The sequence below is a fragment of the Microvirga vignae genome (assembly GCF_001017175.1).
Lineage (GTDB): Bacteria > Pseudomonadota > Alphaproteobacteria > Rhizobiales > Beijerinckiaceae > Microvirga > Microvirga vignae.
Window position 1 is genome coordinate 19,004 of sequence record NZ_LCYG01000091.1, and the last position, 14,454, is coordinate 33,457.

11 protein-coding genes are annotated in these 14,454 nt (G+C 63.3%); 4 read left to right on the plus strand and 7 right to left on the minus strand.

The window, feature by feature from the left end; all coding sequences use genetic code 11:
- Positions 1–66 precede the first annotated feature (66 nt).
- From rsmA to lptF, 5 genes are read right to left on the minus strand one after another with little or no spacing between them, the layout of a single operon-like run.
- Entirely contained in the window at positions 67–918 is an 852-nt protein-coding gene (rsmA, locus tag AA309_RS26785) for a 16S rRNA (adenine(1518)-N(6)/adenine(1519)-N(6))-dimethyltransferase RsmA (protein ID WP_047192079.1), read from the minus strand.
- Positions 915–1,931 carry a 4-hydroxythreonine-4-phosphate dehydrogenase PdxA gene (gene pdxA, locus AA309_RS26790; RefSeq protein WP_047192080.1) on the minus strand — a complete coding sequence of 339 codons (1,017 nt, stop codon included), beginning with the start codon at positions 1,929–1,931 and terminating at the stop codon, positions 915–917. Before pdxA ends, rsmA begins: the two co-directional genes overlap by 4 nt.
- On the minus strand, positions 1,931–4,471 hold the full coding sequence (locus tag AA309_RS26795) for an LPS-assembly protein LptD (RefSeq protein ID WP_047192081.1): 2,541 nt from the start codon (positions 4,469–4,471) through the stop codon (positions 1,931–1,933). Before AA309_RS26795 ends, pdxA begins: the two co-directional genes overlap by 1 nt.
- 39 nt (positions 4,472–4,510) lie before the next feature.
- A complete protein-coding gene (lptG, locus tag AA309_RS26800) occupies positions 4,511–5,596 on the minus strand; it encodes an LPS export ABC transporter permease LptG (RefSeq protein WP_047192082.1) in 1,086 nt (361 codons plus the stop codon).
- A gap of 2 nt (positions 5,597–5,598) precedes the next feature.
- Entirely contained in the window at positions 5,599–6,759 is a 1,161-nt protein-coding gene (gene lptF / locus AA309_RS26805) for an LPS export ABC transporter permease LptF (protein WP_047192083.1), read from the minus strand.
- A 192-nt stretch (positions 6,760–6,951) separates the two neighbouring features.
- Between lptF and AA309_RS26810 the strand changes: the two genes are divergently transcribed.
- The 4 genes from AA309_RS26810 to AA309_RS26825 all read left to right on the plus strand — a co-directional run bounded on the left by AA309_RS26810 (position 6,952) and on the right by AA309_RS26825 (position 11,038).
- Positions 6,952–8,442, plus strand: coding sequence for a leucyl aminopeptidase (locus tag AA309_RS26810; protein ID WP_047192084.1), 1,491 nt, complete (start codon positions 6,952–6,954; stop codon positions 8,440–8,442).
- 124 nt (positions 8,443–8,566) lie between these two features.
- Complete coding sequence (locus AA309_RS26815; RefSeq protein ID WP_047192123.1) at positions 8,567–9,019, plus strand: DNA polymerase III subunit chi; 453 nt, start codon at positions 8,567–8,569, stop codon at positions 9,017–9,019.
- Between the two features lie 84 nt (positions 9,020–9,103).
- Complete coding sequence (locus AA309_RS26820; protein ID WP_047192085.1) at positions 9,104–10,654, plus strand: S10 family peptidase; 1,551 nt, start codon at positions 9,104–9,106, stop codon at positions 10,652–10,654.
- 3 nt (positions 10,655–10,657) lie between these two features.
- On the plus strand, positions 10,658–11,038 hold the full coding sequence (locus AA309_RS26825) for a hypothetical protein (RefSeq protein WP_047192086.1): 381 nt from the start codon (positions 10,658–10,660) through the stop codon (positions 11,036–11,038).
- Here AA309_RS26825 and AA309_RS26830 read toward each other — a convergent pair.
- Positions 11,035–12,318, minus strand: coding sequence for an MFS transporter (locus tag AA309_RS26830; RefSeq protein ID WP_425286908.1), 1,284 nt, complete (start codon positions 12,316–12,318; stop codon positions 11,035–11,037). The two genes, AA309_RS26825 and AA309_RS26830, sit on opposite strands and share 4 nt — an antisense overlap.
- Positions 12,276–14,153: an ABC-F family ATP-binding cassette domain-containing protein gene (locus AA309_RS26835; RefSeq protein ID WP_047192087.1), complete on the minus strand. Its 1,878-nt coding sequence runs from the start codon at positions 14,151–14,153 to the stop codon at positions 12,276–12,278. Before AA309_RS26835 ends, AA309_RS26830 begins: the two co-directional genes overlap by 43 nt.
- Positions 14,154–14,454: the final 301 nt, after the last annotated feature.

A 14,454-nucleotide genomic window follows, 5' to 3' on the forward strand; every position in this document is an offset into this window, starting at 1 on the left:
CTGCTGAATTCAGCTCATCATTGAGATGACGAGGTTAAGGTCTACTGAAGAGCGAGGGCAGGTTTCTCAACGCCGCACCGCGTCGAACGCATTGGCGAGCGCGACGTAGCCTTCCACGGGAACATTTTCGGCACGGATCGTTTCCTCGAGGCCTGCAGCGGCGATGATGGAGGAGGGATCAGGCGTTATCGCCTTGAGACTCTGGCGCAGCATCTTGCGACGCTGGCCGAAGGCTGCGCGGGTGACTGCTTCCAGCGCGCCGATGCGGCAGGGCAGGGGTGAGGCCTTGGGCGTCAGATGCACGATGCTTGACGTGATCTTCGGCGGCGGCACGAAGGCCGAGGGCGGCACGTCGAAGAGAATGCGCGCATCCGTGCGCCAGCCGCAGAGCACGCCGAGCCGCCCGTAATCTTTAGGGTCGTCCTCGGTCGCGACGATCCGCTCGGCCACCTCGCGCTGGAACATGAGGGTCAGCGAGGCCCACCAGGGCGGCCAGGCCTCGCCCGTCAGCCAGCCGGTGAGCAGGGCCGTTCCCACATTATAGGGAAGGTTGGAAATGATGCGCACCGGGCCGTCGCCGACCATGGGACGCGGATCGAATTCGAGCGCATCGGCTTCGATGACTTCCAGACGGCCTGGATAGTAGTCGGCGATTTCAGCAAGCGCGGGCAGGCAGCGGCTGTCGCGCTCGATGGCAATGACTTTCCTAGCGCCCGCCGCCAGGATCGCGCGGGTGAGGCCTCCGGGGCCGGGGCCAACCTCGATGACCGTGGCGTCTTCGAGAGGCCCGGCGGAGCGGGCGATGCGGCTCGTGAGATTGAGGTCGAACAGGAAGTTCTGGCCGAGGGACTTCTTGGCCATCAGGCCGTGAGTGCGGACGACCTCGCGCAAGGGGGGAAGGTTGTCGATCTGGCTCATGGCTTCTTCGCCCCTGCGCCGAGGCGCGCCGCCAGCTTGATCGCAGCCATGAGGCTGCCGGGACGCGCGATGCCTTGGCCCGCAATGTCGAAGGCCGTCCCGTGATCCGGCGACGTGCGCACGAAAGGCAGGCCCAATGTCACGTTCACGGCCTCATCGAAGGCGATGGTCTTGATCGGGATCAGGGCCTGGTCGTGATACATGGCAAGCGCGGCATCATAGCCCTTGCGGGCGCGGGCGTGGAACATGGTGTCCGCGGGAAGAGGGCCCGACGCCGTAATGCCATCCGCCCGCAAGGTTGCGATCGCGGGGGCAATGATTGCCTGGTCTTCCGTGCCCATGGCGCCGTTCTCGCCCGCATGAGGGTTGAGACCGGTCAGGGCAAGACGGGGATTGGCGATGCCGAACCGCTCCTTCAGCTCCCGCGCCACGATCCGCCCCGTCAGAACGATCAGCTCCGTCGTCAGCGCCGAAGACACAGTGGAGAGGGGGATGTGAACGGTGACGGGGACCACGGCGAGTTCTTCGCTCCAAAGCATCATCACCGGATGGTAGGCGTTTCCATCCTGTGCTGCGAGCGTCGCCAGGAATTCCGTGTGTCCCGGATGCTGGAACCCCGCGTTGTAGAGGACATGCTTGGCGATTGGATTTGTCACGAGGGCGGGCGCCGCACCACTGCGCACGAGGCGCACCGCCGTCTCGATCGATTCGATCACGGAAGGAGCCCACGCAGGATCGGGTTTACCAGACTCCGCGAACACCTTCGCGTTCAGCGGAATGACCGGGAGGGCCTGCGGGAAGGCGGAGGACACCTGCGCGGCATCCACGGACACGATGGGAACGGTCCAGCCCTGTGCATTTGCAACACGCTCCAGATGCGCTGGATCGGCCAGAACCGCGAAAGGAGGGAGTGCCCCCTGATCGCGATGGAGCCAGGCTCGGAGGGTCAGTTCCGGCCCGATGCCGGCCGGGTCACCCTGGGTTAGGAGGAGAGGGCGCTCAAGCCCGGCCACTAGTCCGCAATACCTTCTTCGGAAGAGTCGCCGGCGATGCGCTGACTGATCGTTGCCTCGCCCAAGGTCCGCAGCTCAAGGCTGAGCATGACCGTGTGGTTACGATCCTTCTCACCCGAATTGGTCGAGATGGAGCGTGGCGTCATGATGTACTTGACCGAGAAGGTCGTGCACTCGTCGATATAGCCCACACCGAGAGACATGGAGCTGACATAGGCGCGATCCAGGGGATTGTAGACCGCCTCTGGGTTGGTGGCGAGCGCCAGCTCAAAGTTTTCCCGGGCGAGCAGATAGCGGTCGAGATCCAACAGCACCGAGCCTGTCACGTACCAGTTCGGAGTCAGGTTCCAGGTGGCGGAGCCGAGCAGACCCTCGCGACGACGCGGGAAGCCGATATCCGGCTGGGCCTCATAGCGGGCGTAGGTCAGCGAGGTGGAAAGCGGCAGGTAGGGGTTGAAGCTCGCCCGAACGGTCGCCTCGATCCTGTTGACGTTAAAATCCTCCTGGTCGAACCGCGCGCGAGTCAAGAGGGCGAAGTTCCTGTTCGGAGAGACTTGGAGGCGGCCCACATAATCGGAAGCGCGGGAATCCAGGCCGGAATCAAGGCCCACATTGGCCAGATCGCCCTGACGGAACGAGTTACGCCCAGCCACTTGGTAGGACTGACCGAACAGCGCATTGGCGTAGAAGTCGTTGGCGCCCGTGACGGTGTATTGCACGCCGAGATTCGCGCGGACGCCGCCCTCTACGCGATCATAGCCGGAGAACTTGTCCCAATCGAAGAGAGACGTGTCGTCGAAGACGAGGCTCTGCGCATCCTCGTTGGGAAGGTGACCGATCCTGGTTTCATTCGGACGGGCGATGATCTGCGCGATCGGTTCGATCACCTGGCGTCCCGAGGTGCCGAGGTCGGCAGCGAAAGGATAGCGGTATTCGAGACCAGCGGCCGGGGTGGCGCGGAAGAGATAATCGTCGTCGCCTCCGAGATAGTTGCTCAAGTTGGCGTTCTGATAGCCGTCCAGATCCGGAGAGACCCAGAAGTTATCGGCCCGCACATAGGCGAAGGGCGTCCAGACCTGGCCGATGGGGTCGATGAACTCCCGGCGCCAGGAGGCGGCGATCGAGGCACGAGACATCGTGCCGCTGGCACCACGCACCAGGCAGTCCTCCGGATCGAATATCCGGCAGGTCTGGTAGACGCCAAGCAATGCCGTCCTGTTCTCCGCTGTCAGAGGCTCGAACTGGGCCGCCTCCCGCGACAGGCTCGTCAGATTGACGTTGATGCCAAATTCACCGCCGATAACCGACGGGGTGACCCGCTTGTCATAGTCGAGAACCGGGTGAACGACCGGCTGCTGCTTCTGCCAGTCCCGGGTGGACAGGCCCTGAAAATAGTAGCCGCGCAGATCGAAGAACGAGCGGTCGCCCTGACCTTGCAGATAAACGGTCGAAATCGATTCCTTCAGGTAGATCGAGCTGAGGCTCTCGCTGCGGATGTGATAGTTCTCCAGGAACCACTTGTCCGACACGAGAGCGATGTCCCAGCCCCATTTCCAGCGCTCGTTCAGATAGAACTGACCTGCGGTCTCGAGCGAGCCGCGGAAATCGCGATCTCCCGGACCACGAGGGCTGGGGAGGAAGGCGTCCGGATCCAGCTGCGAGATGCCAGCCACGCGGATGTTGTAGGAACCTGTCTCAAGCCGGTGGCGCCACTCCGCCTCGCCAAGAACACCCTGGCGGGTCAGGAAGGTAGGAGCAACCGTCAGGTCATAGTTCGGGGCGATGGCCCAGAAGAACGGGATCGATACCCCGAAGCCCAAGGTATTCGAGGTCACATAGCGAGGCGCCAGGAAGCCGGTCTTGCGCTTGACGGTGGGGTCTGGAGTCCAGAAATAGGGCAGATAGGCAACGGGCAGGCCGAGGATCTCGAGGGTCGCATCCTCGTAATAGATCGTCTGCTCGCTGTTGTTGTGGATGATCTTGGCGGCCTTGACCTGCCAGAGCGGCGGCCGTTCCGGATGGTCCTTACAGGGTTCGCAGGCCGTGTAGGTGCCGCGCTCGAAGGTGGTCGTCTCGCCCGCAGCGCGCTCTGCACGCGGCGAGGAGAAGCGGGTCGTGACCGTTCGGCCGTTCTCGACCGTGGTCTGAACCACCCGCAACGAATCGATGAAGCCGTTCTTGAAATCGTCCGTCAGTTCGAAGCGGTCGCCGGTGACGACCGCGCCGCTGGAATCCGTCAGGCGGGCATTGCCCTCGGCATAGACGCGGCCGGTGTTCCGGTCATAGGTGACCCGGTCGGCCTGGAGCGTCCGGCCCTGGTAGTTCATCTGAACGTCGCCGGCTGCCGAAATGGTGTTCCGGTCGTTGTCGTAGATGATTTCCTTGGCGTCAACGAGGAGCCGATCCCCGTCCGGATTGGCTTGGAGACGAGAGCCGATGGTCTCGTTAAGCGACTGGGCAAGCGCAGGCATCGATCCAGCAGCACACAGAAGCGCCACTGCGATCGCAGACGTTGCGACCGTTGCCTTGAGCCGTTGCATCCCCACTCCTAAACCCTACGCCCTTATGTGAGGACGGGGTTAGCCATCCTCTTGGTATAATAATGCCAAGGTCCCTAATAGACTGCCTACTACAGCAGGGAACCAGGCCGCAACAATTGAGCTGATGATGCCCGAGGCTCCAAGCTCCGCCATAAGCTCAGTGGCGACATAAAGCATGAACCCGGCGGCGACGCCACCTAGAACCATCGTTGCTACACCACCAAATCGAAAGAATCTTAACGATACCGATGCGGCCACGAAAACCATGGCGATGAACAGGAGGGGACGGGCCAGGAGAATGTCGTAGTGCAGCTGATAGGCCGTGGTGTTGATGGCTGCCCGCTCCATCCGCTGGATGGTCTCTCGCAAGTCCCAGAATGGCACGGAATCAGGAGCAATGAAGCTCTGTCTGAGCTGGGAGGGCTGCAGGTGGGAGGCGATCAGGTATCGGTCGTGGGATTCGGGCTCTTCTGTTGCCGAAAGGACACGGGCTTCCTTCAGCTCCCAGAATCCCTCGTGAAGGGTCGCTTGCCTGGCCTCGATTCGGTGCGCGAAGGCACCTTCCAGATCGAACGTGTAAACGGTTACGCCGACGAGGGTTGTCGTATCGGTGCGGGATCCGTCCGCCCGGAAGACCGCATATCCGTCCTGGCTCTTCTGCCGCAACCAGATGGTTTTGCCCGAAGTCTGGGTGGTGCGTGAGAAAATCCTGGTTTCCAGGGCTGCGGCCTGCTGCTTCAGGTGGGCCGACATCGGGTTGTAGATCGTGACGGACCCGACACCGATCAGGAGCGCCACAAAAAGGCCGGGCTGCAGGAACTGCCAAGCGGAAACACCGGCGGCGCGGGCCACCACCAGCTCGAGCTTGCGGCTGAGCTGCAGGAGCGCGGCCATGCTGCCGAAGAGGATGGCAAAGGGCATGACCTGCTCGGCAATGGCGGGGGTGCGGAACAGGGCGAGCTGGGCAACGATCCCTGTCGTCGCCTGCTCCGCATCGCCGGCGCGACGCATCAGCTCGACGAAGTCGAGGGTATAGACGAGGGCAAATACCGTTGCGAAGACGATAACGATCGTCTTGATGAACTGGCGCGCAAAATAAAATCCGAGCGTCCGGCCGATCAGCATGCTCAAACCCCTTGAGTGGCCGTCTTACGCGACGGGCGCAAAGCCAGAAGGGTGGAGCGGATCCTGGCATTCAGGGAGCGGATTTTTGCGCCTTTGAAAATAAGCAGGAGGCAGATGGCGATTCCACCCAAGGGAACGCCATAGACGGGCACTATGGCCATAGGGGTCCGGGCCACGGCGCTGGAGGCGGCAAAGCCCAGAACCCGCAGCACCACGACTGCCGCAATCGCGGTCGCAATGGCAAGGCCACGCCCCTGGCGGGTCGTTCGCGCTTCGCCCAAAGCCGCGAAGGCAATCGCCATCATGGCAAGGGGATAGAGCCAGGACGAGAGGCGATCGTGAAGCTCGGCCCTGAACCGGCCGGTCTGGACCTTATAAAGATACTCGTTCTTGTCGGGGAGCAGGAGCTGCATGGTGCTCCGCTCACGCGGCTTGTAGACGATCTCGTTGTTCTCCTGGTTGAACGCGGCCAAGTCGACCGCATAGCGTTCGAAGGCAACGATGGAAGAGTCCCTGCTCTTAGGGTCCTTGCGCTGCACGCTACCCTTCTCGAGCACGAGATAGGCCTGTCCATTCTGTTCGACGGTCTGGCCGCGCTCGGCGAGATAGACGATGGGCTTCGTCTTGTCGCGCTGGTCTTCCATGAAGATGCCGAGCAGGGCATCGCCCGCGCGCTCGCGGTAATGGAAGGTGATTCCGTTATCCAGGGTGATGAACTGACCCTCCTTGGCCATCGACGCCACGAAGTCAGCCCTGATCCGCGTGAACAGCATTCGCATTTCCTGCAGGCTGGCCGGCATCAGGTAGAGGGAGATCATGCCCACCACGATGCTGATGAAGGTTGCCAGTGCGATGAAGGGGCGCAGCAGGCGTCGCGGAGCCATGCCGCCTGCGCTCATGACGATGAGCTCGGAATCACCGTTCAGCTTGTTGAGGGTGTAGATCGTCGCCATGAACAGAGCGACAGGTGCGATGACGCTGATGAGCGCCGGCAGGGAGAGGCCCGTCACTGTCAGGAAGATGAGAATCGTCTGCCCCTTGCCCGTCAGAAGATCGAGCTCGCGCAAAGCCTGCGTGATCCAGATGACGCCCGTCAGGGCGATCAGGCACGCGGCAAATGCGCTGAATGCGATTTTCAGGATGTAGCGTTCGAGAAGTGTCATGAAGCCCTTTGCCCCTGGGCGGGAACGCCCAGGGTTACCTTGTCGCCCGGTGTTAAGGCAAGACGGGCGTTTTCAACAGCCTGAGATTGCGCCTATTTCACGGCGGGGCCCGGCATGCCCTATATGAAGGCGGTCAGCAGAGTAGGGGCACCCCAAGCCCAGCGCCCGCACAGTCTAAACCAAGAGGATTTCATGGCCGACAGCTTCAAGATCGACTTCCAGCCGCCCGGCAAGGTCGAGTCCGGCGATCTGATCGTTTTCGTCGGGGATAATCTCAAGCCAACACCTGCGGTTGCCAAGCAGATCGGCTCCAAGGCCGTCGATCTTATCGCCAAGGCTGCGGCTGCGGAGAACTTCAAGGGCAAGCCCAAGTCCGCCATGACCATCGTGGTGCCGAACGGCCTGACTGTCGATCGGCTGATCGTGATCGGCGTCGGGGGCGAGAAGGACCGGAAGGATATGGATTTCGTCCAGCTGGGTGGCCTGATTTCCGGCAAGACCAATGGCAAGACGGCAACCGCCGTGCTCGACCTACCCGGTATCGAGGTGTCGTCGGACGCGGCAGCCGACATTGCGCTGGGCGTCCAGCTGCGCCGCTACAGCTTCGACCGCTACAAGACCAAGAAGGACGACAACGAGCAGAAAGGCATCACCCGCCTCATCTTAAGCGTGGCTGATCCTGCCGCTGTCAAAAAGACCTACAAGGCTCGCGAGAGCGTGCTGCAGGGCATCACGCTCGCACGCGATCTCGTCAACGAGCCGCCGAACGTGCTTGGTCCCCAGGAATTCGCAGCCCGCGCCCAGGCACTGACCAAGCTCGGCGTCGAAGTCGAAATTCTTGATGACAAGGCCATGAAGAAGCTCGGCATGGGCGCTTTGCTCGGCGTGGCGCAGGGCTCCGCGCGCGGCGGCCGCGTCGCCATCATGCGCTGGAAGGGCGGCAAGGCGAACGATAAGCCCATCGCCTTCATCGGCAAGGGTGTGGTGTTCGACACCGGCGGCATCTCCATCAAGCCGGCGGCCGGCATGGAGGACATGAAGGGCGACATGGCGGGCGCAGCCTGCGTCGTCGGCCTCATGCATGCGCTCGCCAGCCGCAAGGCGAAGGCGAACGTGGTTGGCGCCATCGGCCTCGTGGAGAACATGCCCGACGGCAATGCCCAGCGACCCGGCGACATCGTCACCACCATGTCGGGCCAGACCATCGAGATCATCAACACCGACGCGGAAGGCCGCCTCGTGCTCGCCGACGTGCTCTGGTACGTGCAGGACCGCTTCAAGCCGAAGTTCATGATCGACCTGGCGACGCTCACCGGCGCGATTCTGGTCGCTCTGGCGCAGGAGTATGCCGGCCTGTTCTCGAACGACGATGAACTGGCCGAGCGTCTCACCGCTGCCGGCAAGGCGACGGGCGAGCGCGTGTGGCGCATGCCGATTGGGCCGGAATTCGACAAGATGATCGAATCCAAGTTCGCCGACATGAAGAATACCGGCGGCCGTTTCGGTGGTTCGAGTTCGGCGGCTGCTCTGCTCCAGCGCTTCGTCAATGATACTCCCTGGGCGCATCTCGACATTGCGGGTACGGCCATGGGCTCGCCCCAGACCGAGATCAGCCGCGGCTGGGCCTCGGGCTGGGGCGTGCGCCTGCTCGACCGTCTCGTTCGCGATCATTACGAGGGTTGAGTCTCAGAGAGTGTCGTCCCGGGGCCGCGACAGCGGAACCCGGGATCGCTAGACGAGAATGGCGCTTGATCCTGCCAACGATCCCGGATCTGCGCTACGCTCCGCCCAGGATGACAATACGATTATGGCCGAGGTCCTTTTCTACCATCTTCAGCAACAGCCTCTCGAGGCGGTGCTGCCCACGCTCCTGCAGAAAACGCTGGAGCGTGGCTGGCGCGCGGTGGTGCAGGTGACGACCGAGGAGCGCATGGCCGCACTCGACGATCATCTCTGGACCTTCTCGGACGAGAGCTTCCTGCCGCATGGTACGGACCGCGAGGCCCATGCGGCGGACCAGCCGATTCTCATTACCTTGAGCGGCGAGAACCCCAATGGCGCTGCCATCCGATTCCTTGCCGAAGGGGCGAGCCTGCCGGAGGAGATCGGCTCCTACCAGCGCATCGCCATCCTCTTCGACGGCAACGACGTGCAAGCGCTTGCCATCGCCCGCGACCAGTGGCGCGCGGTGAAGGAGGGCGGCCACGATGCGACCTATTGGCAGCAGGACGATTTCGGCCGCTGGCAGCGCAAGGCTTGAAGCGCACACGAAGTCGTCATTGCCGGAAAGCTTGCAACCCTTCTGCGGCTCTCCAGTTTCCCGAAGGCCACAAGGATAAAAGCCATGCTTCGCGCCTTCCGTCTGCTCACCTCAGCCGCTCTCTGTCTGTCCTTGGCCGTGCCTCTCGCGGCCATGGCGCAGGAAAGGCAGCAGCAAAACGAGCAGCAGGAGGCCCGCAGGCCACGTCCCGAGTCTCAAACGCAGGCGCTTCCTCCGGAATCGGTCACACGCCATACGCTCGAACTGCCGGGACGGACACTCCAGTTTCTGGCGACGGCGGGGCATCTGACGCTCACCGATCAGCAGGGCGCGCCGCAGGCTGAAATCGGGTTCGTGGCCTATGCGAAGGAGGATGCCGATGCCGCATCGCGGCCGGTGACGTTCGCGGTGAATGGCGGGCCGGGCGCATCTTCCGCCTACCTTCATCTTCTTGCCGCTGGCCCCTGGCTGTTGCCTCTCGATGGACCGGCCATCAGCCCGTCCGCCTCGCCCGCGCTCGTGCCCAATGCGGAGACTTGGCTCGACTTCACGGACCTCGTCTTCATCGACCCGCCGGGCACCGGCTACAGCCGCGTGATCGGGGGCGATCAGGTGCGGGAGCGATTCTACTCGGTTCAAGGCGATATCGACGGGCTGGCCGCCTTCGTCATGCGATGGCTGAAGGAGAAGGGGCGGCTGACATCGCCGAAATTCTTCGTGGGCGAGAGCTATGGCGGTTTTCGTGGGCCTCTGCTCGCGCAGAAGCTCCAGAATGATCAGGGCATCGGCTTCAGCGGTCTTGTGCTCGTTTCGCCTGTCTTGGATTTCGATTGGCTCGATCAGGGGGCAGGGGCGCCATGGGTCAATGCTGCACTCCTGCCGTCGCTCGCTGCCACCGCGCAGTCGCGTAATGGACCGGTGTCGCGAGAGAGTCTTCGCGAGGCTGAGGCTTACGCTTCCGGCGAGTACGTTGTCGATCTCATGCGCGGCCTGCAGGACAAGGAGGCTGTTGAGCGCATGAGCCGCCGCGTAGCCGAACTGAGTGGGCTCAATCCCGAGCTGACGCGGCGTTTGGCCGGCCGCATCGACATGCGCACGGTCCAGCGGGAGTTACGGCGTTCCTCATCCGAGATCGTCAGCGCCTATGACACCAATGTGGCGACCGCCGATCCCAACCCCACGAGCCAGTTTCCTCGCTTCGAAGATCCGGTCCTCGATGCGATGACCGCGCCGTTGTCGAGCGCCATCATCCATCACATGACCGACACGCTGAACTATAAGGCGGAGGGGCGCTACAATCTGCTCAACGGCTCCATCAGCGGTGCCTGGCGCTGGGGCAATGGGCGCAACAGCCCTGAAAATCTCGAAGAGCTGCGGCAGGCACTGGCGCTTGACGGCAAGATGCGCGTGCTCGTCACCCACGGTTTTACCGATCTGGTGACGCCGTATTTTGCCTCCAAGCTGCTCCTCGATCAGCTTCCCGATCTCGGTCCCCGGAAGAAGCGTGTGTCTTTGAGTGTTTACGAAGGCGGCCACATGTTCTATTCGCGGCAAGCGTCGCGGCAGGCGTTCCGCACGGACGTGCAGCGGCTCTTTGAAGAAGCCCTGCAGGCCAGGGCCGCCAATGGGGATTGATCGATGCGTCTGAAGGTCTTGTCGTGCGTGGCTCTCGCCACCTTGAGTCTGGCCGCCTGCAACAGCACGAGTTCCGCACCGCCGGTTGCTGCGTCTGTTGCACCGACACCCATGGCTGCGGCCCCGACAGGTCCGACCTTCGACGGCCCACTGCTCGGACCTGACGGGCGCTGCACCGGCCCCTCGACCGGCACCGCCACCGTCATCGAGTCCGGCATCAGCGAATGCGATCTCGTGCGCCTCAAGGGCAAGCCCGCCACGGACGTGCTGGTCGGCGAAAGCGGCAAGGGCCAGCGCGAGGTGCAGGTGCTCTATTCCGAGCCCGGCGGACGCGAGCTGTATTTCTTCGTGAACAACAGGCTCGATCGGATAGCGAAGCCTTAAACGCTTTCCTTGGCCCGCAACCGCCCGCGAACAGGCAGCAGGCCGATCAGCGTCAGTACCGTGAAGGCCGCTCCGGCCAGGAACGTACCTTGCGGGCCCACCTTGTCCCACAGCGCACCTGCGATCACGCTCGCCACCAGCAGGGCAAGCCCTGTCACGAGGTTGAACATGCCGAAGGCCGTGCCGCGCAGTTCGGGTGGAGCGCTGTCGGCGACGAGGGTTGAAAGAAGCCCCTGCGTGAAGCCCATGTGAGCGCCCCAGAGCACCACGCCGAGCGCAATTCCGCCGAGGCCGGGCGCGAAGGCGAGGACCATATCGGCGGCGAGGAGGAGACCCAAGCCGATGGTGAGGATCGTGATGCGATCCACGCGATCGGAGAGGGCGCCCGCCGGATAGGCGGAGAGGGCATAGACCACGTTCATGATCACGAGCACGATGGGCACCAGCGCCACCGGCACGCCGGAGGATTGAGCGCGCAGGATGAGGAAGGCCTCGCTGAAGCGCGCGAGCGTGAACACGGTGGCGAACGCAACCACCCACCAATAGGTCGCGCCCAAGCGCACGAGTTCGGACGGGTGCAGAGGCATGCGCACTTTCCGCAATCCTTCAGGGCGCTCCGGCTCCTGCACTGCGAAGACGATCAGGGCGAAGGAGAGAAAAGCGGGGATCACCGCGATCCAGAAGACGGTGGTGAAGTGATCCGCCGTCAGCCACATGAGCCCGATGGCGAGGAACGGGCCGATGAAAGCTCCCACCGTATCGAGCGACTGACGCAGGCCGAAGCTCGCGCCGCGCAGGTGCTCGGGGCTGATGTCGGCGATCAGCGCATCGCGCGGCGCTCCGCGAATGCCCTTTCCGATGCGGTCGACGAAACGTGCCGTGACGAGCCAGGCGACGGATGGGGCGAGCGGAAAAATCGGCTTCGTGAAGGCGGCGAGGCCATAGCCGAAAGCTGCGAGAAACTTGCGCTTCCCGAGCCAGTCGCTGAGCGCGCCGGAAAACACCTTCGTGATCGAGGCGGTGGCTTCCGCGATGCCTTCGATGATGCCGACGGTGAGCGTCGATGTGCCGAGCACTGTCACGAGATAAACGGGCAGCAGGGCATGGATCATCTCGGAGGAGACATCCATCAGCAGCGAGACGAAACCGAGCGCCCAGATGCCGGTGGGGATTTCCTTCCAAAGGGCTTTCCGCTTGGTGGAGGCCTCCGGCTGCTCTGGTGCCTGGTTCTGCATCGTCACGCGCTCGCGGTTTCGATTTCGCCGCTGATGGTCAGCCATTCCTCCTCGAGAGAGGCGAGCGTGTCCGCTGCCTCGGCACGCATCTTCGAAAGCTCGGTGGCCTTCGCGGAATCCTTCAGGAAGGCTGTTCCGTCCGCGAGCGCCGCGTCCACCTTGCCGATGACTTCGTGGAGTTTCGCCATGCGCGCTTCGATCGCTTCGAGCTTCTTGCGCAAGGGAGCAAGCGCTGCGCGCTTTTCTGCGGCGGCGCGGCGTTCATCGACCTTGGATGCGGTCGGCGCCTGCGGCTTGTCGTTCTGCTTTTGCGGATCGAACTCGCCCGACAGCACGAGCTGGCGGTAATCGTCCATGTCGCCGTCAAAGGCCTTCACCGTGCCGTTGCCGACGATCCAGAGACGCTCGGCGCAGGCCTCGATCAGGAAGCGGTCGTGGCTCACCAGGATGACCGCGCCGGTATAGTCGTTGATGGCTTCCATCAGCGCCGTACGGCTGTCGATGTCGAGGTGGTTCGTCGGCTCGTCAAGGATGAGCAGGTGAGGGCCGTTGAAAGCGGCCAATCCCATGAGCAGGCGCGCCTTCTCGCCGCCGGAGAGCGCGGAAACGGGTGTATCCGCCTTCGCACCCGGAAAGCCGATCTGCGCCGTACGGGCGCGGATCTTGGCGATCGGCGTGTCCGGCATGCGCTCAGCCACGTGATCATAGGCGGTCGCCTTCGGGTTCAGCTCGTCGAGCTGATGCTGCGCGAAATAGGCAACATCCATGCGGCTGACCGTGCGCATCTCGCCCTTCATCGGCTCAAGCCTGCCACCGATGAGCTTACAGAAAGTGGATTTGCCATTGCCGTTGGAGCCGAGCAGCGCGATGCGGTCGTCGGGCGAGATCGTGAGATTGAGCCGGTCGAGCACGATGCGCTCGCCATAGCCGACGGCGCCGCTTTCCACCGTGATCAGCGGCGGAGCGGCAGGGCGCTCGGGGTCCGGCAGATTGAAGGGCAGCACGTCGTCTTCGACGATGGTGGCGATGGGCTCGAGCTTGGCGAGCCGCTTCACGCGCGACTGAGCCTGGCGCGCCTTCGAGGCCTTGGCCTTGAAGCGGTCCACGAAGGCCTGCAGGTGCTTGCGCTCCGCCTCCTGCTTCGCCGCCATCTTCGCCGTCAGCTCGCGCTTTTCCGCATATTGCTTGGCGAACGAGGTATAGCCGCCGCGGTAGATCGTGAGCTTGCCCCGGTCGAGATGCAGGATGTGGTTGACGCAGGTGTCGAGCAGCTCGCGGTCGTGGCTGATGACGAGAACCGTATGCGGGTAGCGACCCAGGTAGTCGTAGAGCCAGAGCGTGCCTTCAAGATCGAGATAGTTCGTCGGCTCGTCGAGGAGCAGAAGGTCCGGCTCGGTGAACAGCACGGCGGCGAGCGCCACGCGCATGCGCCAGCCGCCCGAGAAATCGGAGCAGGGGCGTTCTTGAGCTTCCGCATCGAAGCCGAGGCCGTGGAGGATTGCGGCAGCGCGCGAGGGGGCGGAATGCGCGCCGATATCGGTCAGCCGCGTCTCGATCTCGGCACGGCGGAGGCCGTCCGCCGTCTCGGCCTCGGCGAGAAGGGCCGTGCGCTCCTTGTCAGCGGCGAGCACCACGTCGATGAGGCGCTCCGGCCCCCCCGGAGCCTCCTGGGCCACGGCGCCGATGCGCATGCCGCGGGGCAGGGTGATGCTGCCGCTCTCGGTGGCGAGCTCGCCCTGGATGATCTTGAACAGGGTGGTCTTGCCCGCACCGTTGCGCCCGACGAGCCCCACCTTGCTGCCCGTGGGCAGGTTGAAGGAGGCGTGGTCGAGGATCAGCCGGTCGCCGATGCGGTAGGTGAGATCATTGACATGGAGCATGCCGCCTTTTGGCCTGTGAAAAGGGCGCTGGCAAGGTGCCGGGACAGGGGAAAGGGAGCTGGGGCTTTTCCCCTGCGGTAAGCCAGATATGGATTTATGACGTAACGAGAGGCTCAGGGGGCTCAAATGCCGGCTGATCAGGTATCCTCGGCGCGCACAAGAAGAACGCGGACGACATGCGGAAAGCCCATCCTTGAAGCGTCTTGGAGTATGCGCGGCCTGTTGTGGGTACCCGCAATAGTCTCAGGAAAGCGGGGCTTGCGAATGACCGGACGGTCAAAGACTGATAAGCAGGGCTTTA